Origin of the sequence: Thioclava litoralis, from assembly GCF_045278885.1 — a bacterium.
Classification (GTDB): domain Bacteria; phylum Pseudomonadota; class Alphaproteobacteria; order Rhodobacterales; family Rhodobacteraceae; genus Thioclava; species Thioclava litoralis.
The window spans coordinates 45,388-69,776 of record NZ_CP135445.1; the positions used below are offsets into that span (position 1 = coordinate 45,388).

Sequence of the window (24,389 nt, forward strand, 5' to 3'; positions counted from 1 at the left end):
GCATTATGAGAGTCTGTCAACTCGTCGTGGTGACCATGAGCAAAGAAACATGTATTCCAGATCTGCCTCCCTATGCCGGTGATACGGTGCAGGACCATTGTTACCGGAGGCTCCGCCATGCGGTGATGCTGGGGCTGATCGCCCCCGGTACGCAGCTGACCCTGCGCGGGCTGGCCGAGCAGATGAAACTCAGCCCGACCCCGATCCGCGAGGCCGTGCGCCGTCTCAGTTCCGAACGCGGCATCGAAGTGCTGGGCAACCGCCGCCTGCAAATCCCGCAGATGACGGCGGGCCGTTTCGAAGAGCTGATCGCGCTGCGGGTCATGCTTGAAACCCATGCCGCCCTGCGGGCGCTGCCGCATATCACGGACCGGCAGATCGACCAGATGGAGGCGCTTGACCGCGAGATGGATCTGGCCATCCAGCGTCAGGATCTGGACGAGCTGACACGGCTCAATCAGGTGTTCCACCGGATGCTTTATTGCGCCAACCCCGATCATGCGGCCCAACCGATGATCGAAAGCCTGTGGCTACAGCTCGGGCCGTTCCAGCGCCATGTGCTTGGCGGCATCACCGACCACTACAAGATCGACCGCCATAAAGAGATGCTGGCCGCCCTGCGCGCCCGCGCAAGCGAGGCCCTCAGCACCGCGCTGCGTGCCGATATCACAGATGGCTCGATTCGCGTCGGGCGCAGGGCCTTGGGCCTGCCCGAAACAGGTCCAACCTCATGAAAAAGGCCGCGAATTCGCGGCCTTTCCTCGGGTTTCCATCTTATGCCACGCGCTGTTCGCTTTCCTCTTCCGGCTCGATACGGAAGACCGAAACCTCTTCTTTCAGCGAACGGGTCTCGGCAGAAAGCGCCCTGACCGCCGCCGAATTTTCCTCGAACATGGCCGCGTTCTGCTGGGTCACCTGATCAAGCTGGTTGATCGCATTGGTGATCTCGGACACGCCCGCGGCCTGCTCGGAGGCCCCGGCCTCGATCGAACGCACCATACCATCCACCTCGCGGATAAGCGCCTCGATCTGGGTCAACGCCTCGGAAGAGCGGTTGGTCTGTTCGACCCCGCTGCGCACCTGCACTTCGGAGGTGGACAGCAACTGCGAGATATCGCGCGCGGCCTCCGACGACCGCTGCGCCAGCGCCCGCACCTCGGAGGCCACCACCGCAAAGCCGCGCCCCGCCTCGCCCGCACGGGCCGCTTCCACCCCCGCATTCAGCGCCAGAAGATTGGTCTGGAACGCGATATCGTCGATCACCGAGGTGATCCGGTTGATCTGCTCGGAGCTTCTCTCGATCTCGGCCATCGCCTCCACGGTGCCCTGCACGATATGGTGGCCATCGGTCGCGGTCTGCAAGGTGCGCGACACGGCCGAGGTCGCATTGCGGGCATTTTCCAGCGCGTTCGAGACCGAAGATGACATTTCGTTCATCGCCGCTGCCGTTTCCTCCAGCGACGCCGCCTGAGTCTCGGTGCGCCGCCCCAGTTCGGACGAAGCACGGTCGATCTGCACCGTCTCGGCCTCAAGCCGGATCGCGCTTTCGCGAATCGCTCCGGCCATGCGGGCCATATTCTTGATGGCCGCGTTGAAATCGCGCCGCAGCCCCTCGTAGGACTCGGGGAACGCCTGATGGATCGCAACCGTCAGATCCCCATCCGACATCCCTGCCAGAGCCTGCCCGAGCTGGCCCACCACCCGTTCCTGCTCTTCCATCTGGCGGCGACGTTCGGCATCGGCGGCGCGGCGCTGCGCCTCGTTTTCCTCGCGCAACCGGTCCTCTTTCTCGCGCGCTTCGCGTTCGGCGACCGCCTGCATCTCGCGCAGCTCCGTCTGCTTGCGCATCGCCTCTTCCTCGGCGCGATGACGCTCGGCCTCGGCCTGCGCCTGCAATCTGTCCAGATCGGCCTTCTCGATCAGCGCAATCCGGAATCCCTCGATCGCCCGCGCCATCGCGCCAATCTCGGTCTGGGAGGTGATATAGGGCACCGGCGTTTCGGTATCGCCCGCGCCCATCGCTTCCATCCGGCCCTTGATCCGGGTGATCTGGCGCACCGTATCCCGCGCCAGCAGCCCCGAGATCACCGCAAGTATTGCCAGACTGATCCCCATCGTGACCAGGCTCATTGTGCGCAGATGGGACAGGGACGCCGCAATATCGGAGACATAGGATCCGGTCCCGACGATCCAGTTCCAATCGGGGAACAGCGTGACATAGCCCAACTTGCTTTCCACCGCCCCCGTATCGGGATTGTTGAAATAATAGACCAGCGGACCACCGCCCTGTGTCTGGGCAATCTTGCCCATCTCCACAAAGATCTTCTGCCCTTTGACATCCTCATAGGCAGACTGGTCCTTGCCGATCCATTCCGGCTTATGCGGATGGACCTGATAGACCATATCGGTATCGAAAACGAAAAAATATCCGCTGCCTTCAAAATGTAGGGCCGTCAGTTCCTCGCGACCGGTCTCGCGCGCCTGATCGGGGGTCATTTTCCCCTGTTCGACCTGTTTCTGCAGATGTTCCAGAATACTGACCGCCGTCTGGGTCACATCGCGCAGGTGCTGCTCGCGCATATGATAGGCATTATCGACAGAAAACTTCAGCAAAAGTTCAGACGTCCCGAACAGGGCTAAAGCGGCAAGCAGAACGATCCCGTAAAGGCGCGCCCGCAGTGATTTGAACCAAGCCAATTTGTTACATCCCGTGTGTAATCCGATTGGAAAGGTTATCGCCTGATAAACTTAATATAAGCCGAACACCGGAATGGTCACAAAATAACACATTGGAATATTTGTATTTATTGAATCCGCCCACCACTATGCCGCGAAAACAGGCAGCGCCGGAAGGCCCCGTTTCCCCACGGAGTTGCAGAATCACCATGCGTCAACACAGCGGCAGATCTTGAGGCGAAGGGAGAAAAGGAAACGGCGGCTTCCAGGGAGGAGGAGAGGAAGCCGCCGCGTAGTCCCGAGGCTCAGGGAGGAGGAGGAGCCTCAAGAATTCCTTGAGACCCTTCTAGCCTGTCCTGACGCGAATGAATACTTCGGAATGAGCATGGCAGCACTTCGCCACGCGCATGGCCCAAGCCGATGCGCGCTGCGATACACCTCTCGAAGAGGCAGGCAATCTGTGGCTAACTCACACCGACACGGATCTGCCCGACGGGAAGACCCCAAACACCTTGCCATGTCCCACCCCCGCTATACTGCCCTTGCAAAGACACTGCGGGACCGGACCATGTTCACCGAGCGCATACTTGAAGGCCGAAGAACAAAAGGCAAGCATTATTTATCAGTTTCGCAATATTGTTAGATTACGCGCGTTCTTGCAGAAATTCGGAGGGGCTTCGGGATGTGCCGGATAATAGGACAGCTCCGACAGGCAGTCGCAGGCATGCGAACAGGTTCTGCACAGATCGACCATCCGGTCGAACTCGTGGCGCGGCAGCGCCTGACGGTGCAGCAGGTCGGTGACATCCATCCCCGCCCGCCGCGCCATCCCGCGCAGCAACCAAAAATGCAGACTGTTCTCTTGATCAATGATCATCAAATTCTTTCTGGAAATAAAAAGGCCCCGAGGCGGGGCCAAGGCAGGTGTCTTGCCGCTATTCCGCCGCGATCGGTCGGTCATCGGTGTCGATAAGGCGCCGCAAACGCGACATCAGCAGGCGGTTATTGCAATAATCGGGGGCCTGCGCCACGACGCCCTCGCGGTCTTCCGGCGCCTCCTGTGCGGCCAGAAACCCCTGACACGCCTGCGGATTCGCGCATTTCGTGCAGCGCGTGACCGTCTCGCTCCATCCCGTATCCGACATCAGGCCCTTGGCTTTGGCCTGCGTGAAATCCACCCCCACGACATCGCCCATACGGGAGACAAGCGCGGCATGTTTGTTCAGCGTTCTAGGATCGGTCATCAGCGCCCCCAATACATAAAGGGCCGCTTTGGCCCCATGCCGCCAAAGGTGCACCACCGGCATCGGTTAAACTTTGATATGGATCAACCGGCGCTTCGCAACCCTACGTTACATTTCCCAACGCCGCCGCGCGGGCGCGAATGGACGCCGCATCTTCGGGCAGGGCCATCTGCTGTTCCGACAGCGCCGCCGCCCGTTGCGCCATCGCACGGGCCGGCACCACAAAACGGCGGTCGGTCATGCAAAGCCCCGCCAGCACATCCTGCAAACGCGTTGCCACCTCGATCTGGGCCGCCCCGTCGCGCCCGATCGCATCGAACGCATTGCGGATCAGCCCCTCGGGATCCAGTTCGCGGGCCATGACCCGCAGGCAGCGCACCTCCTGCGGCGCGGGGCGATGGCGGGCCCAATCCACCAGCACCACCATCAACCGCCCCAGAATATCAATCGCCGTGCCCGGATCATTGACCGCAGGCGACAGCGCCCGCGACGCGATCTCGGACATGGCGCGCAGCCCGAATTCGGGGTCCTGCTCATAGGAACGCGCATGGCCGATGCTGAACCCCGCGCGCATCTTGTCCTCCGCCGCGCGCCGCGCCTGCGCATCCTCCAGCAGCGCATCGCACCGCAAAAGCACCGTTCCCGGATGCGCGAAGGTGCCCGGTTGCGCCAGTATCCAGATCCGGCAATCCATCATCTGGGCGATCTGCTGCAGATAATCGGGGTCCACATGCTGCACATGCCCTGCCCCTTCGGCCATTACCGGCCAGCTTCCCACGGGCGGCTCCTGCCAGTCGGCGCAGCCCAGCACCGGATCCTCGGCACGCCGCATCAACGCCTGTCGCGTGGCCTCCTCCACCCGCGAGGCGGTGTCCTCGAGGCGCCCGAACTCGCTCAGGTGCTGGATCCAGCGCAGCAGCATGATGACAATCACCGCCACCACCGCAATGGTCACCGCAAACAGCACCAGCCGACCGGAATCGCCATAAATGCCGGTTTCCAGAGTGATGATCCCCACCAGCGCATAGACAAAGGCCCCGATGAAAGAGGCCAGCACATGCTGGGTCAGCCGGTCCGATTGCAGCAGCGTGATCGCCCGAGGCGTCGCCGATCCCTGCGCGGCACTGAAGGCCGAGACCATGATCGACAGCGAGAAGGTCGACACCGTCAGCATCGACGAGGCGATGATCTCAAGCAGGCTCTCGATGGCATTGGCACTGACGCTAAACCCCAGATCCTCGGGCACCAGCCGCCCGATGGCCGCAGCCCCCAAGGCGGTCAGAACCCCCAGAACCCCGAAGGCGCTGACCCGCACCCAGATCCGCTCGAACACCCGTTTGATATGCCAGCGCCAACGCGACATGCCGCCTCCTTCATCGCGCATGTCCCCATGCCATGCAGTGCGGATCTAGCGCATCAGCCCCGCCTGCCAAGCCTGTCAGACCTTGGACGCCACACGCTTTCTCTCGATTGCCCGCATCGTGGCGCGCACATTGGCCATGCGCGCGCGGTTCGAGGGATGGCTGCTGAAGATATCCTGCTCGGGGTCCGAGATGCGCTTGAAGAACTGCGCCCCGCGGATCGGGCTGTAGCCCGCGCGATAGGCCAGAACCGTGCCCAGACTATCGGCCTTCATCTCGTAATCCTTGGCCCGCGTCAGCGCGCCCATCTCTGCCCCCAGATGCTGCGCCTGCCGCACCTGACGGTTCGAGGCCCCCTGCGAGGCGATGATCGTGCCCATCAGCACGGCCCCCGTCTCGGAATCATCGGCCTTGAGCGCCAGATGCCCCAGAATATGATGCGCCGCCTCATGGCCCATCACAAAGGCCAGCTCGTCCTGATTGATCGCCTGCGAGATCAGCGTCAGGTTGAAGGCCAGAACGGGGCGGCCCTGCTCGTCAAGGGTCTGGAACGCATTCGGCTCGGGATCGGGGCGGTCATCCACCATGATCCGGAAATCGCAGCTATGGGTCTGGGCCAGCTGGTGATGGCGGCAGTAGTCCTCGATCACCGGCTCCATCCGATGCGCGGCGGCCATGAAGTTCTTTGCCGCGGCCTCGGGTGACAGAAGCTGGGTGCTCTGGGTGAAGTTCATCGCTTCCCCGTCGCGCCCCGCAGCCCCGTTGGTTGCCATCGGATCGGTCGCACAGCCCGCCAGTGCCAGAAACGCAGGCACCACAAGAGCCGAAACACACAAGACCGAAATTCGCATAATGGGCAGGTCCTTTCCAAAGGGGCATCCGTTCAGCCTAGCCCCCTTCCCCATAGGTGGGAAGAGCCTGTGCGATCAATTTTCAAGGCAGTGTAAACAAGGCACGATTTGCTCTGGCGGGCGGCAGGAATATCTGCCAGACTTTCCTTATGTTCACCATCGAGCACGAATTTGACGCCACCGTGATCACCCTCGTTGACGAGGGCGATGACCCACGGGATTACCTGCAGGAAGACATCAAGATTGAATCCTTCGAGGATTGTGTTGTTGTCGAGCAGCTAGACGAACAGACGGACACGGTCCAACGGGTCGTGTTCTCTCATGCACAGCTTCGCGAACTGGCGGCCTCCCTCAACCTGCCGGAGGGCGTCTATCGCATGAAGCAGATCGATACCACCGAGGGCGACACCGCCTCCGAAGACTGACCCCTGCGCGCCGCGCGCTTTCTGTTTTCTATGGTTTCTTGCCCTGAAAAAGGGCATTCAGAAACCAGCCGGACCGGTTAGAACAGGAACGCCCATGTTTTCAACGCTCAAACGCGCCCTCGCTGTCTCGCTTTGCCTTGCAGGCCTGACCTCGCCCGCCTTGGCCCGATCCGGCACGGATGTCACCTTCGTGCAGGCGGTCGAGCCGCAGGGCCTTGACCCCACCTCTGGCTCGCCCGTCGCAGCGGGACAGGTCACATGGGAAAACGTCTTCGAGGGGCTCGTCGCGATCGACCGGAACGGCCAGATCCAGCCGCAACTGGCCAGAAGCTGGCAGATTTCGGAAGACGGGCTGACCTACCGTTTCACGCTCCAGCCCGATGTGCAGTTCCACAACGGCGCGCCCTTCAGCAGTGCCAGCGCGAAATTCACACTCGACCGGCTGCTCTCGGATCAGTCCACCAACGGGCAGAAGGCGCTGTTTTCGGCCATCGAGACGGTCGAGGCCCCCGATCCGCAGACCCTTGTGCTGCATCTGTCCCACCCCGATTCAGACCTGCTCTACTGGCTGGGCTTTCCCGCAGCCGTCATGGTCGACCCCGCCTCTGCCGCCAGCAATGCCACGCAGCCTGTGGGCACCGGCCCGTTCAAGGTCGATGAATGGCGCAAGGGCGACCGCGTCCTGATGTCGGCATGGGACGGCTATTGGGGCACCAAGCCCGCCCTGTCGCATGTCACCGCACGGTTCATCGCGGACCCGCAGGCGCAATCCGCGGCGCTGCAATCGGGACAGGTCGATATCATCTCCGAATTTGCCGCGCCCGAGCTTTTCGACCGTTTCACCAAGGATGCCCGCTTTACCACCCATGTCGGCAGCGGCGAGATGGAGGTGGTGGCCGGCATGAACAATGCCCGCAAACCCTTCGATGACCTGCGCGTGCGTCAGGCGCTACAGATGTCGATTGACCGCTCCATGCTGATCGAGGCGGTGAAGTCGGGCTATGGCACGCCCATCGGCACGCATTTCTCGCCCGCCAGCCCCTATTACGAGGATCTGACCGGCGAATATCCCTATGATCCGGCCCGCGCCCGACAGCTTCTGGCCGAGGCAGGCTATCCCGATGGTTTTGCATTCACCTTCAAGGTGCCCACCCGCAGCTATGCCCAGCGATCTGCCGAAATTCTTCAGGCCTTTTTCCAGCAGATCGGTGTGACCGCAACGATCGAGCCCTCGACCTTCCCTGCCACATGGATTCAGGATGTCTTCAAGGACAGCAATTACGACATGACCATTATCGGCCATGCCGAGCCGATGGATATCGGCATCTATGCGCGCTCGCCCTATTACTTCAACTATCACAGCGAGGCCTTCAGCGCCGCGCTTTCCGCAATCTCGCAAGCGCGGGACGAGGCCGCACGTGCCGCCGGTTACCACAAGGCGCAAGAGATCCTCGCCCATGACCTGCCCGCGCTTTTCCTCTATTCCGACCCCAAGCTGGGGGTGTGGAAGGCCGGACTGACGGGGGTCTGGGAAAATGGTCCCGTGCCCGCCAATGACATGACGGATGTGCGCTGGACCAGCGACTAACAGATTTTTCCGTAATTTCAGGAAAATGCGAATGCCTTGGGTTAAAACGGTTTTCAAACGTCTTGCGGGGCTGGCCCTGACGGTTCTGGCGGCCTCGGTGGTGATTTTTCTGGCGGTTTCGCTGGCGCCCGGAGACCCCGCACAGATCATGCTGGGCACCTCGGCTCAGCCCGATACCCTTGCCGCCTTGCGCCGCCAGCTTGGCCTCGACCAGCCGCTCGTCTGGCAATATCTGCACTGGCTGGGGGGCATTGTGACGGGCGATCTGGGGCGCTCCTATACCTATGGCACGCCAGTGGCCGCGCTGATCGGCCAGAAACTTCTGGTGACGCTGCCGCTGACGGCGCTGGCCACCGCCCTCGCCCTTGCCATCGCCCTGCCCCTTGGGGTCTGGTCGGCGGATCGCCCGAATGGCCCTGTCGATATTCTGGGCCAGATCCTCAGCCAGTTCGGCATCGCCATCCCGAATTTCTGGATCGGCCTGCTGCTGATCCTCGGGCTGGCGCTTGGCACGGGCTGGTTTCCGTCCGGTGGCTTCGAGGGATGGGACACGGGGCCCTCGGCGCTGCTGTCCCTGATCCTGCCCGCCATCGCACTGGCCCTGCCGCAGGCCGCCGTTCTTACCCGCGTCACCCGCACCGCCGTGCTCGATATCACAGGTCAGGACTTCATCCGCACCGCCCGCGCCAAGGGCCTGTCGCGCCAGCGCGCCCTGTGGCAGCACGTGCTGCCCAATGCGCTGGTGCCGGTGGTGACCATGCTGGGGCTGCAAATTCCTTTTCTCATCTCGGGCGCGGTGCTGGTGGAAAATGTCTTCAACCTGCCCGGTATCGGCAGTCTGGCCTATCAGGCACTGGCGCAGCGGGATCTGATCGTGGTGCAAAATACCGTGCTGCTCTTTGCCACCCTCACCCTTGTGTCGAACGCGCTTGTCGATCTGGCCTATCTCGCGCTTGATCCGCGCCTGCGGAGCCGGTCATGAGCCGCCTCTCCCTTGCCCTTGGCGGCACGCTGACCGCAGGCTTTGCCGCCACCGCCCTCCTGTCGCGCCTCTGGACCCCGCAGGACCCGACCGCGATGAACCTCCTCGCCCGCCTGAAAGCGCCGCTGGAACACGGGCTTCTGGGCACGGACCAGATCGGGCGCGATGTCGCCTCGATCCTGATGGCGGGCGCGTGGACCTCGCTGGGCACAGCCTGCCTTGCCACCCTCGCGGGGGGGCTGGTGGGCACCGCCCTTGGCACACTGGCCGAGGGCCGCATCGCGCGCGCGGTCATGGCCGCCAACGCCATCCTCTTCGCCTTTCCGCCGGTGCTGTCGGCGATCCTTCTGGGCGCGGTCCTCGGCCCCGGAGGCCCCACCGCCATTCTGGCCATCGCGCTCTTCATGATCCCCGTTTTTGCCCGCATCACCCGCGCCGAGGCCCTGCGCGTCTGGACACAGGACTATATCCTTGCCGCGCGCATGGCCGGAAAATCGCGCGCCCGTATCACCCTCGACCATGTGCTGCCCAATATTTCGGGCCAGATCATCGCGGAACTCTCGATCCAGACAGGGCTGGCCATTCTGGCCGAGGCGGGGCTGAGCTTTCTGGGCATGGGCAGCCCGCCCCCGACCCCGAGCTGGGGCCGGATGCTGTCCGACGCCCAGACCTATCTCACGCAGGCCCCGCATCTGGTACTGGCACCGGGGCTTGCCATCGCGCTTGCGGTGCTGGGGCTCAACCTGCTGGGCGACGGCATCCGCCACCGGCTTGATGCAAAAGGGCGGGCGTGATGCTCCATATCGACAACCTGTCCATCCGCTTTGGCGATGTCTGCGCCACACACCGGATCTCGCTCTCGGTCGCCAAAGGCGAAACCCTTGGCATTGTCGGGGAATCGGGCTCGGGAAAATCCATGCTGGCTCTGGCAACCATCGGCCTGTTGCCCGCCAAAGCCCGCGCGACGGGGCGCATCCTGTTTGACGGCACCGACCTTCTGGGCCTGCCCGACAAGGCCCTTGATGCCTATCGCGGCGCACGTATCGGCATGATCTTTCAGGAACCGATGAGCGCGCTCAATCCCGCCATGACCATCGGGCGGCAGATCACCGAAGGCATGCGCCTGAGCGGCCTGTCCCGCGCCGCCGCCCGCAGCCATGCGCTCGGGCTGCTCGACCGCGTGCAGATCCCGCAAAGCCGCGCCCGCAGCTACCCGCATGAACTGTCCGGCGGGCAGCGCCAGCGCGTCTGCATCGCCATCGCCCTTGCCCGCCAGCCGGACCTGCTGATCGCGGACGAACCGACCACCGCGCTGGACACCACCGTGCAGGCCGATATCCTCGACCTGCTGGACAGCCTGCGCCGCGAATTCGGCCTGACCATGCTCTTCATCTCGCATGATCTGGGCGTTATCAACTGCATAGCCGACCGCGTGATGGTGATGTATCGCGGCACCCATGTCGAAACCGGCCCCACCGCGCAGGTGCTGCACGCCCCCGCACAAGACTATACAAAACGCCTGATCGCCGCCCTGCCCCGCCGCCAGCCCCCCCGCCAGCCCCGCCGCACCGCGGCCCCGCAAAGCCCCGCCTCATGACCCTGCTGCGCCTGCATCGCCTGACCCGCCATTACGGCGAGACGCCCGCGCTCAGCGCGGTGGACCTGCAGCTTGCGCAGGGCGAGATCCTCGGGCTGGTGGGGGCGTCCGGCTCGGGCAAATCGACGCTGGCGCGGATCGTCATGGCGCTCGATTCCCCCAGCTCGGGCGAGGTGCATCTGGCGGGCCGCAATCTCTTCGCCCTGCCGCCCAAGGCCCTCAGGGCCGCGCGCGCCGATATGCAGATGGTCTTCCAGGACCCCTATAGCTCGCTCGATCCGCGCCGCAAGATCGGCACCAGCGTGGCCGAACCGCTGCATCTGCGCCCCCTGCCCCGCGCCGAACGCAATGCCCGCATCGCGCAGGCCCTGACCGAGGTCGGGCTGGCCCCCGAAGATGCCGAGAAATACCCCCACCAGTTTTCCGGTGGCCAGCGGCAGCGCATCGCCATTGCCCGCGCCCTGATCCTGCGCCCGAAACTGCTGGTCGCGGACGAACCCACCTCGGCCCTCGATCTGGCCGTGCAGGCCCAGATCCTCGACCTGCTGCGCCACCTGCGCGACAGCCACGGCCTTGCCATCCTGCTGGTCACCCATAACCTTGCTGTGGTGGAGGCGCTCTGCGACCGCGTGGCGGTGATGCAGGCGGGGCGCATCGTGGAAACCGGCCCGACCGCACAGGTGCTGGAGGCCCCGACCCATCCCTATACGCAACGGCTCATGGCCGCAGAACTGCCCCTAACGCCCTGATCCTGTTCCGGATCGGAGCCGTTTTCGGGCCGGTTCGGCACCCCAAAGCCCTCACAAGCACCCGTTTACAGGAGCACCGTAAACGGGTGCCAAATGGCCAGCCCCACACCATAGGTGCCCATATGCAGGAGCCAGAAAGCAAAAGGGCCGCCCCTCCGGCAGCCCCCTGAAGCACCCGTTTACAGGACGGATCTATTGCGGGCTTTCCAGCCAGTAGGCCAGCTTCGCCAGCAGCGCATCGACCATTTCCCCATCCACTGGCCCGCCCTCGATCCGGATCGACCAGCCCGATTGCTCCGGCACAGAGCGCAGCGTGACCCCGCTTGTCAGCTTGCGCACCTCCCGCGCCTTCTCGGCCCGTGGCGCAGGCTTTTTCGGGCGGCCTCCGCGTGCAGGGTCGGCCTCGACCGGCTCAAGCTGGGCCAGCGCCTCCTGCACCATCTCCGCCTCGTCCGCGGCGCTCTCCGGCTCTCTCTGCGCCAGCAGATCGCGCAGCCGCGCCTCCGCCCCGCCGCGCAATGCCGCGGCCAGTTTCAGCCCGTCACGCTCCTTCATCATCTCGGGGAAGCGCAGCATATCGCCCAGCTCTTCGAAGATCAGCGCGAAAGACCGGATTTTCGACCGCTTGCCTTTCGATGCCATCGGAAACAGCGCATCCACCGCCGCCTCCACATTGATAAACGCGCCCTGCTGGCTGGCAATCACCGCAATCCGGCCCCGTTCGAAATGGCTGAGATTGGCGCGGATCTCGTTTTCCTCGATCATCGCGGCAAAGGTGCCGCCCATCGCCTCGGGGTCGCGCAAGACGGCACGGATCGTTGCGTATTGCGGCTTGTCGGTCAGCTCCTGCAACGCCTGCACAGCGCGCAAACGGCGATACCCCGACAACAGCCCATAGCGGAAACCACGCCCGTCCTCGGCCAGCGGATAGACCTCGACCGGCAGGCGCAACCCGTTGGCGGCAATCGACATCTGCAATTCCTGCATGTCTTCCGCATCCAGCACGACACGGTCGCGCACCAGCGCATCCGCATCAATCTCGGCCAGCGGAATCTCCAGCATCACCAGTCCGGCTTCGGTCTTCTGGCGGAAGCTTTCCGCATCGTTACGGTCGCGCGCGGCCCGTTCACGATCCTCTGCCGGACGCGGGTCATAGGAACTGGCCGTCTCCGCCGCGACCTGCGCGATCGGGGCCGCCGTAAAGGCCCGCGAGGAGGTTTCGCGGCGAAACTCGTCTTCCAGACGGCTCAGATCATCAGCACTCGGCGCGATCAGTTTTCTCCGTTTAGCCATGCTCAGCCCTCCTCACTCTGGCCCGCCAGTTCGGCCTCATTCAGCTTCATATCACGCCACCAGGTGCCAAGGATCACCTCCTTCACCTCGGCCCAGGTGCGGTCGAATGTTTCCCGTCCGCGAATATAGGTATCGCGGTTGAAGTCGCGGTAATCGATCTCGTAGATCCCCGAAACCTGCTCGCCCGCCTGCCCGACCATAGCCGTCACTTCCTGACGGTAAGTCGTCATGAAATCCCCGAAATAGGCCTGCACCACATTGGCCAGATCGGTCTGCTGCGCCGCATCGAAACGGGTCACAATCGCCCGCACAGCATCCCATTCGAAGCCGATCTCCGGCAAACCATCCGCCCGCCGCTGACGGTTTTCACCATCCTCGATAGAGGCAAAGGTCGAATAGATCATATCGAAAAACCGGCCCGTCGAGTCGAATTCAAGGAAAGACGCCCCAAGCGGCACCAGCAGAATATCCGCCGCCGCAAGCGCATTGATCGTAAGGTACCCAAGTGCGGGAGGCGTATCGAGAAAGACCAGATCGTAGTCATCCAGAATGCCGCCGTCGCTCAGGGCATTTGACAGGGCATCCCACAGCGGCCAGCTCCGCAGCTGCATCCGCCAGACGGGCACCTGAAATTCGGCCCAATACAGATTGAGCTGCGCCCCGATCAGATCGATATTGGGCCAATGCGTCTTCTGGATAAGGTTTCGCGGCGAAACCTCCAGCGCCTCTTTCAGGGTTTCGTCCAAGGCGTAGGTCGGTTGGCCACCGGCTTCACGGATACGATTTTCGGCTTGTAGTGCAGTGGCATAGTCTCGGGCCAGCAGCGGGAAGGCGGTCTGCCATTCATCGGCCACCTGACCGCCCATCACCGAAGTCATCGAGCCCTGGCTATCAAGGTCGATGACCAGCACCTTATAGCCGTCCAGCGCGGCGGACATCGCCAGATGCGCGGCAGTCGTGGTTTTGCCGACGCCGCCCTTGAAATTGGCAACCGCCACGACCTTCGCCGGCAAACCTTCCGGTCGCCACGGTTTATACTGCCGGTTCTGCGCGCCTTCTTCCGCGAAATGCTCGCGCAGGATCAGGATATCTTCCAGCGTGAACCATTTGGAACCGCTGTCCCCGTCACCCTGCGGCAGTTCGGGATTGGCCTTCAGCACGCGGCGCAGATGGGCGGGCGCGACAGGAATAAGATATTTACAGATTTCCCAGATCGAAAACTTCCGCAGGCGCTTTTTGCCATCGGGGGCATAGCCGCGCCGCGCCAGATCATCGCGCCCGCGCGAGGCGAAGGCCGCGGCACGGGCGAAACGGGCGGTGTCGATGCTCGCCGAGAGCTTCTCGGCGGCTTCTTCGGGGTCTATATTGAAATACGGGGGCAGATCGGTACGGCTGCCATTTCCAGATTTGCTTGCCATGAAACCTCAGCATGTTCGCTGTTTCTCGCGATATCACGGCAACTATCGCACATGCAGCGCGCAATGGGAATCATCTTGGCCGGAATATTCCTGAAATCGAGAATTTAGAGAACATACGAACGGGTGTTTTGAATCTTTATTGTAATATTTAGAATCTTTACGGCGGCTATTCTGAAATAAAAACATACTGTTAGATGATGTCTGGCACCTATCTACGGGAGGAACGGATACCGGATACGGGGGGCAGGGTACCCGATTCCGGTGGGAAAGGGTCCGATTCTCGGGGATGTGCGCGGTTTTGGCAGATTCCGGTTGCAAATCGGGACTCTGGCTGTGGATAACTGCCCGATTTTGAAAGGTACCGATTCACGGGAGCGGGCCTTCGGGCCGGATTTCTCCTGTAAGCGGGTACCTCAAACCGTCGGGTTTCGCCTTGGGTGCCCGTTTACGGGAGACGAAAGAGGTGCCAGGAAATCTGTTGTCATGGGGTACCTTTTCGGCAAATAATCGGCTAGATCGCAAAGCTTGCGGGCGAATCTCTGCCCGCTTTCACAAGGCATAAAAAAGGCCGGGCAGGATGAACGAGCTGGATGATATCCCTAAGGACCATTTGAGTGGGTCCTTGCGCCGCGGCGCAGTCAAGAAACATGTGGCGGCGATCCACGTGTCGGGCAAGCTGACGCTCTTGCAGCGCAAACTGTCCAATGTATTGCTGCTCAACGCCTATGACACGCTGATCAGCCAGCAGGTGCACCGCATTGACGCGCGTACCCTGTGCCTGATGATCGGCTATAATTCCAACGACATGGACACGCTGAAGCAGTCGTTGCGTGGGCTGGCCGAGACGGTGGCCGAGTGGGATATGCTCGATAGCGAGGGCAAGCAGGAATGGGGCATCAGCTCGCTTCTGTCCTATGCCAAGCTCAAAGGCGGTGTCTGCGAATATGCCTATTCGCCTGCCTTGGCCGAAAAACTGAATGATCCCAAGGTCTTCGCGCTGATCAACCTGAATATCCAGCGCCGGTTCACCTCTGGCCATGCCTTGGCGCTTTACGAGAATTGCTATCGTTTCGTGCGCACGGGATCGACCGGTTGGTGGAGCCTTGATCTGTTCCGGCGGCTGATGGGCGTGGCCGATAGCGATTATTACGAGGTGTTCAAACATCTGAACGCCAAGATCATCAAGCCTGCCGTAGCCGAGGTGAACAAGTCCTCCAATATCATGGTGACGCCGGAATTCAAGAAGATGGGCCGGTCGGTGACCGAGATCCGTTTCCGCATCGGGGAGAACCCGCAGCTGGCGATCCTTGATCTGGATGACGGGGAGGGGCTGCGCAAAAGTCCGGTTTATGCGCGTCTGTTGGCTTTGGGCGTGTCGGACCGGCTGGCGCGGCAATGGATCACCGAACATGGCGAGGACTATGTGCGCCAGAAGGTGGATTACGTGGCGGGGCAGGGGGCTGTGAAGAATGCCATCGGCTATCTGAGTGCCGCGTTGAAGGATGATTACCGGCCCGAACGCTCGGATAAGGTTTCGCCGCGAAACCCCGCCCCCGATCCGGCGCTGGCCGAGCGGGTGAAGCAGTTGACGGTGATCCGCGATCTGGCCGCAAGCCGCACGCCCACCCAGCGCGATGCCGATAAGCGGCTGTTTTTGTCGCGTCTTGAAGGCAGCGAGCGCGATGATTTCGAGCGTCACGGCTGGATGTCGGCGCTGAATGCGGCGGCTATTGCGGCCTTCTGGCGGGAATTGTCGCCCGATGCATTCGAGGTGTGAGATGGACCCTGTTGCCCCGCGCGAGATGCTGGAGGTTGACGATACGTGGCTTGAAAACCCGCATCATCACGCGTGGTTACGCGAGGATGCCGAGCGGCAGCTGCGGTTTTTTCTGGCCTCGTTGAAGGGGCGCGGGCGGTTTGCGGTGCTGGACCATGCGGGGCAGCCGATCCCCGGCCCGCAAGAGCTGCACACCACCACGCGGCTGATCCATTCCTATAGTCTGGGCCTGTCGCTGGGCTTTGCCGAAGGCGCCGATATGGTGGATGCCGGTATGGGGTTTGTGTGGCGCGCGCACCGTGACGCCAAGCGCGGCGGGTTTTTCCATGCGGTGCGCTCGGGCGTGGCGGATGGCACGAAGAAGGCCTATGGCCATATGTTCGTGCTGCTGGCGGCGGCCTCGGCCAAGCGGGCAGGGCATCCCGAGGCGGACCGGCTTCTGGCCGATGTGGCCGAGGTTCTGGAGCAGCGTTTCTGGGATGAGGGCGCGGGGCTGTTTGTCGAGGACTGGTCGGAAGACTGGGCGCATCTGGACAAATATCGCGGTATGAATGCCAATATGCATGCCACCGAGGCGCATCTGGCGGCCTATGAGGCCACGGGCGAGGCGCTGTTTCTGGTGCGGGCGGGGCGGCTGATCGATGTGTTTATCCGCCGCATTGCTCCCCGGTATAACTGGCGGATTCCAGAGCATTATTCCGAGCGTTGGGAGGTGGATCGCGGCTATGAGGGCGATCCGGTGTTCCGGCCTGCAGGCACGACGCCCGGGCATTCGGTGGAATGGGCGCGGCTGGTCTTGCAATATTGGGATCTGCGCGGGCGGGTCGATGAGGATTTGCCCGAGGCGGCGCGGTGTCTGGTGGAAGAGGCGCTCCGGCTGGCATGGGGGCGCAGGGGCGGTTTTGTCTATACGCTGGATTTCGACGGTCAGGTGGACCGTAACGCCCGCTATTGGTGGCCGGTATGTGAAGGGATCGGGGCGATATCGGCGCTCCTGAAAACGGGTACCTTTGCGGGCGAGGAGTGGTATCGCAGGCTATGGGCCTTTGCGGCGGCGCATCTGGTGGATCAGGCGCGTGGCGGTTGGTATCCGGAACTTGGGGCGGATGATCGGCCCGTGGAGGGGCAGTTCAAGGGCAAGCCCGATATCTATCATGCGCTACAGGCCGATCTGCTCCCCTTGGCCAAGGGGGTCTCGCGGTTGCAGGACGGGCTAGAGGCCCGCCTGAAGGGCTAGGTCTCTTGGATTGCTAAGTATATTCAATGTGTTATCTTTAACCTCTGGGGCTTTGGTCGCCGTTTTGGGGCATTGTTGCGGTGGGGGGTCCCCAAGGAGGGGTGCCGGCAGGGGCTTTGCGCCCTATCATGATGTGCAAGCCGCCTTGGGCCGGGCGGCGCAGGCCTCGGGCCGCAGCAATGGAAGGGGAAGACACGCATGAACGATACAAGGGTGATGGTACTGCGGCCTTTGCGTCCGCAGGCAATGGCACGGCTTGAGGCGGGATATCGGGTGCTGCGTGCCGATCTGGCCACGGATCGCGCGGCGTTTCTGGCGCGCGAGGGCGCGGGCTGTGCGGCCTTGGTGACCGACGGGCATTGCAAGGTGACGCCCGATATTCTGGCGGCGCTGCCGGATCTGCGGATTGTGGCCTGTTCTTCGGCGGGGTTTGACGGGTTCGATCTGGAGGGCTTGGCACGGCGCGGGATTGCGCTGACCAATTCCAGCCCTGCGCTTTGCGATGATGTGGCCGATTGCGCGATCATGCTGATGCTCGGGGCCACGCGTGGTCTGGTGGCGGGCGAGGCTTGGGTGCGCGAGGGGATCTGGGCGCGTCAGGGTCCGATGCCGCTGGGGCGCAGCCTGAAAGGCAAGGTGCTGGGGCTTGTCGGGCTTGGCACGATCGGTCTGGCGATTGCGGAGCGGGCGCAGGCGATGAAGATGGACCTGCGCTACTGGAACCGGCGCAAGAAGGCGGTGCCCTATACCTATGTGCCCGTGCTGACCGATCTGGCCGCACAGGCCGATGTGCTGGTGGTGATTGTCGCCGGTGGTGCGGGCACGCGGCATCTGGTCGACGATGCGGTGATCGAGGCGCTGGGGCCGGAGGGGCTGCTGATCAATGTGGCGCGCGGGTCGGTGGTGGATGAGGCGGCGCTGGTTGCGGCATTGCGCGACGGGCGGTTGGGCCATGCGGGGCTTGATGTCTACGAGAATGAACCAGATCCTAACCCCGATCTGGTAGCGTTGCCCAATGTGACGCTCTATCCGCACCATGCCTCGGGCACCGAAGAAACACGCGATGCGATGGCGGGGCTTGTGGTCGATAATCTGAATGCGCATTTCTCTGGCGCAGAACTGGTCAGTCCGGTCGATCTGGGCCGATATGTGGAGACTTGATGTGCTGAAATATTTTTACTGGCCCTTCGCGATAACGGTGCTGGCGCTGGCAGGGGCCTTCGGCTTGGGGCTGCATTATAGCGCTACGCTGTCGGGGGCGTTCGGGTTCCTGCTGATCGGGGCGATTCTGGCCGTGCTGGAGATTTCGCTGTCTTTCGACAATGCGATCGTCAATGCCAACAAGCTGGAACAGATGTCCGAAAAATGGCGCAGGCGGTTTCTGACTTGGGGGATCGTGATTGCGGTCTTCGGGATGCGGGTGGTGTTTCCGCTGCTGATCGTCGTGGTGGCGGCGGGGATCGGCCCGCTTGAGGCGGTGCATCTGGCCGCCACGGAGCCTGCGCGCTATGCGGCGATCATCCACGGGGCGCATCTGCAGATTGCCGCTTTTGGCGGCGCGTTCCTGATGATGGTGGCGCTGAGCTATTTTGTCGATGCCGAGAAGGATGTTGACTGGATCACCGGAATCGAGCGCGGGTTGCGCCGGTTCGGGGCGGTGAAGGGCACGGAAATCGTGCTGGTCCTGCTGGTGATGATGGGCTTTTCCACCGCGTTGCCCGAAGCCTCGCAGGATGAGTTCCTGTTTGCGGCGGTGTTTGGCCTTGCGACCTTCCTCTGTGTCGAGCTGCTGGGGGCCTATCTGGACCGGCGCGAGGCGGCGGGCATGGTGGCCAAGGGCGGTTTGGGGGCGTTTCTCTATCTCGAGGTGCTGGATGCCAGCTTCAGTTTTGACGGGGTGATCGGGGCCTTCGCGCTGACCCAGAACCTGTTCCTGATCGCGATCGGGCTGGGGATCGGGGCGATGTATGTGCGCGCGATGACCCTGATGCTGGTAGAGCAGGGCACTCTGACCGAGTTCCGCTATCTTGAACACGGGGCGTTCTGGTCGATTCTCGTGCTGTCGGTGATCATGTTCGTGCAGACCCTGATGCCGATCCCCGAGCTGGTGACGGGGCTGCTGGGGGCAGGGTTTATCGGTTTGGCGCTGCTGTCTTCGGTGCGCTATAACCGGCGGGTGCGGGCCTGAGCCCCCCGAGGGGGGCGCTTAGCCGCGATAGGAGGGCAGCGACAATCCACGGGCAATGGCCAGTGCGCGCAGGATAAAGCCGAAGACGGCGGCCAGCGGCCCCGCGATGGCGAAGGGGCAACCGGCCAATGTCAGCACCACAAACCCCGCCGAGGCGGCGGCGGCGGCGGTGACATAGATTTCGGGGCGGATGATGATGGAGGGCTGGGCCGCCAGCACATCGCGGAAAATGCCGCCCGCACAGGCGGTGATCACCCCCATAACCGCCGCTGTCAGCGGAGAGACCCCGAAGGCAAGCGCCTTTGCCGCGCCATAGACCGAATAGGCCGCCAGCCCGACCGCATCGAACCAGTCGATCGCGCGTTCGTTCCAGAACCGTTTGGGCGTCTTCCAGACCGCGAAACTGACCACCAGACAGGTGGTCAGCACCCATGAATTATGCACCCAGAAGACCGGTGCGTTGATCAGAAGATCGCGCAATGTGCCGCCGCCGATTCCCGTGATGGACGCGAAAAAGGCAAAGGTTACAAGCGTTTGCTTGGCTTTTGCCGCAGCAAGTGCGCCCGAGGCGGCAAAAACGGCAATACCGGCAATATCCAGCCAGAACAGGGCGGAAGAGGCGAGCGGTGTCATAACGGGCTCCGATAGGGTGGCGGGCACTTCGGGCTGGCATGTAATCCGGAATCGGGTGTTTTTAAATAGCCTATTTGTTGCTCTTTTGCGGTTACTTTATGGGCAAAATTTCGTGCGTCTGGTCTGTGGCGTATTTCGGGGGCGCGTCGCGGTCTGCCTTCGCAGGTTGCGTGCCGCGCGGGCGGAGTGGAATCGCGCTTGCGTCGTCCGGCGGCCTCATCGACACTGCGGTATCTTTTCCGGTTTCAGGACACTTATGATGATCGATTTTCAAAGCTTTCCCGATGCGCTGACCACGGATCTGGGCGCGTTCAGCCCGCTGGAAGGGGCGCTGACCGAGGGGATGAGCGAGGCCGCCAAAACGCTTTGGAGCAGTGCGGACGGACGGGTGGAGCTGGGCCTTTGGGCGTGCACTGCGGGCCAGTTCGAGCTGGAGATGGAGGGCGGGTCGGAATTCTGCCATTTTCTGCAGGGCCGCCTGAGGGTGGTCCAGCCCGATGGTCGCCATACCGAATATGGTCCGGGCGATGCGCTGATGATGCCCTTGGGGTGGCGTGGCCGCTGGGAGGTTCTGGAGCCGATCCGCAAGATCTACATGTATGATTACAAGCAGGCCTGATGGTCGGGCGGGGCCGGCAGGCTGCGGTCTGGCGGACGGGAGACCGCAGCCTGCGGCCCGTCCCCCGTTCGCGTGGAAGCCGGTCTAGGCCTTGCCCGCGGCAAAGCCCGAGGCCCAGGCCCACTGGAAGTTGTAACCGCCCAGCCAGCCGGTGACATCGACCACTTCCCCGACAAAGAAGAGGCCGGGTTGGGATTTGGCTTCCATGGTTTTGGCGTCGAGGTCTTTGGTGGAGACCCCGCCAAGCGTGACTTCCGCCGTGCGGTAGCCCTCGGAGCCCACCGGTTTGATCTGCCATTGATGGACATAGGTGGCGAGGTGTTCGAGTTTGGCGTTATTTTGGTCGGCCAGACGGCCTTGCATGCCCGACTCGGCCACCGCCAGCGCCGCGATCTTCTCGGGGAGCCATCGGGCCAGCGCGTTATGCAGCGCCATGCGCCCTTTCTCCTGACGTTGATCCGCGAGCAGTCGGGCGATGTTCTGGCCCGGCAGGAGGTCGAGGGTGAGCGGGTCTCCGTCGCGCCAGTAGCTCGAGATCTGCAGGATGGCGGGGCCCGAGAGGCCGCGATGGGTGAAGAGCAGATCCTCGTCGAAGCGGGTCTTATTGTGCTGGATGGTGACGGGGATCGCGGTGCCGGCCAGCGGTTTGGTTTTCACCAGCTCCTGTTCCGCGAAGGTGAGCGGTACGAGGGCAGGGCGGGTTTCGGTGAGCGAGAGGCCGAATTGCACGGCGATCTTGTAGCCGATGCCGGTGGCGCCCATTTTGGGGATGGATTTGCCGCCCGTGGCGATGACGAGCTTGGGGGCTGTCATGAGGCCTTGCGAGGTGGTGACGTGGAAGTCGGTGCCCTCGCGGGTGATGGTCTCGACGGTGGTGTCGAGGCTGAGCGTGCCACCGGCCTCGCGCAGGTCGCGGGTGAGCATGTCGACGATCTGCGAGGCCTTGCCGTCACAGAAGAGCTGGCCTTTGTGTTTCTCGTGCCAAGCGATGCCCGCGCGGTCGAGGCGAGTGATGAAGTCCTGCGGGCTGTAGCGCGAGAGTGCCGAGAGGGCAAAGCGCGGGTTTTGTGACAGGAAACGGTCGCGCGCGGTCAGATGGTCGAGCTCGCGATTCGTGAAATTGCACCGGCCACCGCCGGAGATTCGGATTTTTTCCCCCGGTCTTGCGGTATGATCGATCAGGCAGACCGACCTTCCGCTACGTCCGGTTTCGATTGCGGCCATCAGGCCTGCGGCGCCAGCGCCAATGATTATTGCGTCAAATCTCATCATGCGATCTTCCCTGCACGAAAGTTTGGGCGGCGACAAATCTTTTCTGATTTTTCCTCTTGCACCCTCCGAGCGGCTTGGCTAAAAGCCCCCTCACTGACAGAGAGTTGGGGCGTAGCCAAGTGGTAAGGCACCGGTTTTTGGTACCGCGCACCGTAGGTTCGAATCCTACCGCCCCAGCCAACTCCTTCCAAAAATGATGATATATCAAAGCCTTGATGTTTCGCGTTGCGGCGTGAAGGTCTAAAGGTTACACAGTCTTTTACACCTGCGCTTACACAAGCGCGGAGAATGCGGTGCTTTGGTCGGAAGTGGTGACAGATCCGTGGAGGGATCGTCATGCAGGGCATTTCCTACCTATGCGCGCGTCAGGCGCGATTCTATTTCCGGCGCCGCGTGCCGGGGTTTTCCACATATTCCGCACCGGTGATGGTCTCGCTGGGGACGACAGATCGGGCATTAGCTTCTAAATTATGCGTCAGATTAACGGCGTATATGGACCGGATGCTCGACCAAAACCTGCATATGACTTTGCCCGAAACGGAGGTGGCGGCCTTTTTTAAGGCCGAGCTGCGCCGTTGTGTGAGCGAGTTGCGGCAGAGCCGGATGATCGAGCGGATGGATGGCTCCATGACCACCGAGAAAGCGCGGCGCAACCGGATCGAGAGTCTTGTGCTGCGCGGAATGGTCGAGGACGGATTGCGTCAGGAGATGGCGCCCGAGCGGCTTGCAGGCTTGGCGGAGGAGGATCGCGGGCTGGCGGTCGAGATCCAGTCGGATCTTTATCGGGAGTTTCTCTCGCCCGCCTTCAATCAGCAGGCGCGGTTGCGTGCGCAGGCGCCCGAGGACCTGCCGGCGGCGGATATGTTACAACTCCGGTGGGCGGCGGTGGGGGCGCGGGCCGCGGCGAGCGAGGCTGTTGAAGAGCTGCCGCTTCATCGGGCGGAGGCCGCGCGCAATGAGGCGATCTCGCTTTTGCGCGGCTTGATGCAGGAGGCGGTGGGAGAGGTGGCTCCGCGGATCGCGCCTGCGTCTATGCCCAACAAGCCCCCCGCGGCACCCGTAGTGACCGAAGGCGTCGAACTGATCGAAGGGCGGATGACGGGGCGCAGCCTCTCGGCGCAGATGGAGGCGGCCCGCGTCCAGCCGGAAGATGCGGAGTTTGACGGGCATGCGGGGTCGTCGGTCATCGAGGCCGCGCGTGGGGATGATATCGCGGGGACAGCGGTGCGCATGGTCAGGCGGTCGAATGCAAATCAGGATACGCGGGACCAGAAGCTGAAATCGGTGACGGTTTTCATGTTCCTGACCGGCGTGCAGCGGATGAGCGAGATCCGCCAGCATCATCTGGATCACTATTCGAAGACACTCGCGGGCAGGATGCCGAAGATCTACTGGCGCAAACCGGAGGAGCAGGACCTGACCAGCGTCGAGCTTTTGCAGCGGGCGGAGCATCTTGGGCAAGCTTGCGGTCTGTCGCCCAGCACGATCGAGCGCCATATGAACACGGTCGCAGCCCTCGTGCATCATGGCCGCGCGGAGGGGAATGTGACGCAGCTGGACCCGAACCTGCGCGGCCTCATTCCGGAAGATACGCGCAGTGATGACGAAAAACGCGAGGTTCCGACATTGGCGGATGTGCAGACCCTGTTCCGGCATTCGCTCTGGCAGGGCTGCAAATCGCGTGGGCGGCGGCATTCGCCCGGGCAGATTGTGGTCAAGGATCATCATTACTGGATCAATCTTCTTCTGGTCTACACGGGCGCGCGACGCAGCGAGATTGCGGGGTTGTTGGTTGATGATCTGGGCGTGGAAGAAGGCATTCATTTTGTCTCGCTCCGGCCCAACCATCTGCGCGGGCTCAAGAACCGCGCGAGCAAGCGGCGGGTGCCTCTGCACTCGCATCTCGTGGAACTGGGCTTTCCGGAGTTTGTCGCGAAAGCCCGTAAGCGCGGAGATGTGGCGCTGTTTCCCGAAGCGGTGCCGGAGGCGATGCGACATCTGGCCCACAAGCGCGGCGAGGTGAGGACGGCCTATGACAAGAAATTCGGCGATGTGCTCGATCATATGTTGCGGATGAGCTTCGAGCATAGTCTCGATGGCAACCCGCGCGGATTGTCGGCGCATGGGTTCCGGCATTATGTGAATGACCATCTGATCAATCTGCGTCAGGCCGATGGCAGCACGCAGGTCGTGCCGGAGATCGACCGGAAGGACCTTCTTGGGCATCAGCTGAACGACACCAACCATGCGACCTATCGGCGGGCGGAAAAACCGCTTGGGCCGCTTTCTGCCGCGATCGAACGGCTGCCCCGTCTGTTCTAGGGTTTCTATATAATTCACGCTCGGACGGGTCTCGCGTGGGAGAGAACCTAGAAGCTGCAGCAAAACGCGGCGTGTCAAGCTCGGAAAGGGGTTGGAATAAAAGCTCGGTAATAGAGAAAGGCTTGGTTTTCCACATGTTCCGGCATCGGGGAGGCGC

At 62.6% G+C, this 24,389-nt stretch carries 22 protein-coding genes and 1 tRNA gene; 14 read left to right on the forward strand and 9 right to left on the reverse strand.

What is annotated here, in order from left to right:
• The first annotated feature begins 35 nt into the window (after positions 1-35).
• Complete coding sequence (locus RPE78_RS16025; protein ID WP_339109972.1) at positions 36-734, forward strand: GntR family transcriptional regulator; 699 nt, start codon at positions 36-38, stop codon at positions 732-734.
• 40 nt (positions 735-774) lie between these two features.
• Here RPE78_RS16025 and RPE78_RS16030 read toward each other — a convergent pair whose 3' ends face one another.
• The 5 genes from RPE78_RS16030 to RPE78_RS16050 form a co-directional block, all read right to left on the reverse strand.
• Entirely contained in the window at positions 775-2,697 is a 1,923-nt protein-coding gene (locus tag RPE78_RS16030) for a methyl-accepting chemotaxis protein (RefSeq protein ID WP_330629477.1), read from the reverse strand.
• 601 nt (positions 2,698-3,298) lie between these two features.
• The gene (locus tag RPE78_RS16035) at positions 3,299-3,553 is read right to left on the reverse strand and encodes a DUF6455 family protein (RefSeq protein ID WP_330629478.1); all 255 of its coding nucleotides are present in this window, start codon (positions 3,551-3,553) and stop codon (positions 3,299-3,301) included.
• Between the two features lie 58 nt (positions 3,554-3,611).
• Positions 3,612-3,920, reverse strand: coding sequence for a DUF6455 family protein (locus tag RPE78_RS16040; protein ID WP_339109973.1), 309 nt, complete (start codon positions 3,918-3,920; stop codon positions 3,612-3,614).
• Between the two features lie 103 nt (positions 3,921-4,023).
• Positions 4,024-5,283 carry a DUF2254 domain-containing protein gene (locus RPE78_RS16045; protein ID WP_339109974.1) on the reverse strand — a complete coding sequence of 420 codons (1,260 nt, stop codon included), beginning with the start codon at positions 5,281-5,283 and terminating at the stop codon, positions 4,024-4,026.
• 75 nt (positions 5,284-5,358) lie between these two features.
• On the reverse strand, positions 5,359-6,132 hold the full coding sequence (locus RPE78_RS16050) for a M48 family metallopeptidase (RefSeq protein WP_330629481.1): 774 nt from the start codon (positions 6,130-6,132) through the stop codon (positions 5,359-5,361).
• 149 nt (positions 6,133-6,281) lie between these two features.
• Between RPE78_RS16050 and RPE78_RS16055 the strand changes: the two genes are divergently transcribed.
• The 6 genes from RPE78_RS16055 (at position 6,282) to RPE78_RS16080 (ending at position 11,473) form a co-directional block, all read left to right on the forward strand.
• Positions 6,282-6,557 carry a hypothetical protein gene (locus RPE78_RS16055; protein ID WP_330629482.1) on the forward strand — a complete coding sequence of 92 codons (276 nt, stop codon included), beginning with the start codon at positions 6,282-6,284 and terminating at the stop codon, positions 6,555-6,557.
• A 94-nt stretch (positions 6,558-6,651) separates the two neighbouring features.
• Positions 6,652-8,145 carry an ABC transporter substrate-binding protein gene (locus RPE78_RS16060; protein ID WP_330629483.1) on the forward strand — a complete coding sequence of 498 codons (1,494 nt, stop codon included), beginning with the start codon at positions 6,652-6,654 and terminating at the stop codon, positions 8,143-8,145.
• 31 nt (positions 8,146-8,176) lie between these two features.
• Positions 8,177-9,127, forward strand: coding sequence for an ABC transporter permease (locus RPE78_RS16065; RefSeq protein ID WP_330629484.1), 951 nt, complete (start codon positions 8,177-8,179; stop codon positions 9,125-9,127).
• The gene (locus RPE78_RS16070; RefSeq protein WP_330629485.1) at positions 9,124-9,921 is read left to right on the forward strand and encodes an ABC transporter permease; all 798 of its coding nucleotides are present in this window, start codon (positions 9,124-9,126) and stop codon (positions 9,919-9,921) included. The genes RPE78_RS16065 and RPE78_RS16070 overlap by 4 nt, the downstream gene beginning before the upstream one ends.
• Positions 9,921-10,724: an ABC transporter ATP-binding protein gene (locus tag RPE78_RS16075; RefSeq protein ID WP_330629486.1), complete on the forward strand. Its 804-nt coding sequence runs from the start codon at positions 9,921-9,923 to the stop codon at positions 10,722-10,724. Before RPE78_RS16070 ends, RPE78_RS16075 begins: the two co-directional genes overlap by 1 nt.
• Positions 10,721-11,473 (forward strand): ABC transporter ATP-binding protein, encoded by a 753-nt coding sequence (locus RPE78_RS16080; RefSeq protein ID WP_330629487.1) that lies wholly within the window; start codon positions 10,721-10,723, stop codon positions 11,471-11,473. Before RPE78_RS16075 ends, RPE78_RS16080 begins: the two co-directional genes overlap by 4 nt.
• 192 nt (positions 11,474-11,665) lie before the next feature.
• Here the strand turns inward: RPE78_RS16080 and RPE78_RS16085 are convergent, their stop codons facing one another.
• Entirely contained in the window at positions 11,666-12,766 is a 1,101-nt protein-coding gene (locus tag RPE78_RS16085) for a ParB/RepB/Spo0J family partition protein (RefSeq protein WP_330629488.1), read from the reverse strand.
• A gap of 2 nt (positions 12,767-12,768) precedes the next feature.
• Positions 12,769-14,184, reverse strand: coding sequence for an AAA family ATPase (locus RPE78_RS16090; RefSeq protein WP_330629489.1), 1,416 nt, complete (start codon positions 14,182-14,184; stop codon positions 12,769-12,771).
• A 577-nt stretch (positions 14,185-14,761) separates the two neighbouring features.
• Here RPE78_RS16090 and RPE78_RS16095 point away from each other — a divergent pair.
• From RPE78_RS16095 to RPE78_RS16110, 4 genes are all read left to right on the forward strand, one after another.
• On the forward strand, positions 14,762-15,961 hold the full coding sequence (locus RPE78_RS16095) for a replication initiation protein (protein WP_330629490.1): 1,200 nt from the start codon (positions 14,762-14,764) through the stop codon (positions 15,959-15,961).
• 1 nt (position 15,962) lies between these two features.
• Positions 15,963-17,198, forward strand: a complete 1,236-nt coding sequence (locus RPE78_RS16100) for an AGE family epimerase/isomerase (protein WP_330629491.1) — start codon at positions 15,963-15,965, stop codon at positions 17,196-17,198.
• Between the two features lie 198 nt (positions 17,199-17,396).
• Complete coding sequence (locus tag RPE78_RS16105; RefSeq protein WP_330629492.1) at positions 17,397-18,359, forward strand: 2-hydroxyacid dehydrogenase; 963 nt, start codon at positions 17,397-17,399, stop codon at positions 18,357-18,359.
• Entirely contained in the window at positions 18,346-19,386 is a 1,041-nt protein-coding gene (locus tag RPE78_RS16110; protein ID WP_330629641.1) for a DUF475 domain-containing protein, read from the forward strand. Before RPE78_RS16105 ends, RPE78_RS16110 begins: the two co-directional genes overlap by 14 nt.
• An 18-nt stretch (positions 19,387-19,404) precedes the next feature.
• Here RPE78_RS16110 and RPE78_RS16115 read toward each other — a convergent pair whose 3' ends face one another.
• Positions 19,405-20,019: a trimeric intracellular cation channel family protein gene (locus tag RPE78_RS16115; protein ID WP_330629493.1), complete on the reverse strand. Its 615-nt coding sequence runs from the start codon at positions 20,017-20,019 to the stop codon at positions 19,405-19,407.
• 256 nt (positions 20,020-20,275) lie between these two features.
• Between RPE78_RS16115 and RPE78_RS16120 the strand changes: the two genes are divergently transcribed.
• On the forward strand, positions 20,276-20,638 hold the full coding sequence (locus RPE78_RS16120) for a cupin domain-containing protein (RefSeq protein WP_330629494.1): 363 nt from the start codon (positions 20,276-20,278) through the stop codon (positions 20,636-20,638).
• 84 nt (positions 20,639-20,722) lie between these two features.
• Here the strand turns inward: RPE78_RS16120 and RPE78_RS16125 are convergent, their stop codons facing one another.
• A complete protein-coding gene (locus RPE78_RS16125; RefSeq protein WP_330629495.1) occupies positions 20,723-21,910 on the reverse strand; it encodes an NAD(P)/FAD-dependent oxidoreductase in 1,188 nt (395 codons plus the stop codon).
• Positions 21,911-22,015: 105 nt separating this feature from the next.
• Here RPE78_RS16125 and RPE78_RS16130 point away from each other — a divergent pair.
• Together RPE78_RS16130 and RPE78_RS16135 are read left to right on the forward strand one after the other, a co-directional pair.
• Positions 22,016-22,090 (forward strand) — tRNA-Gln (locus tag RPE78_RS16130).
• 321 nt (positions 22,091-22,411) lie between these two features.
• Positions 22,412-24,232 carry a tyrosine-type recombinase/integrase gene (locus RPE78_RS16135; RefSeq protein ID WP_406721714.1) on the forward strand — a complete coding sequence of 607 codons (1,821 nt, stop codon included), beginning with the start codon at positions 22,412-22,414 and terminating at the stop codon, positions 24,230-24,232.
• The last annotated feature ends 157 nt before the right edge of the window (positions 24,233-24,389 follow it).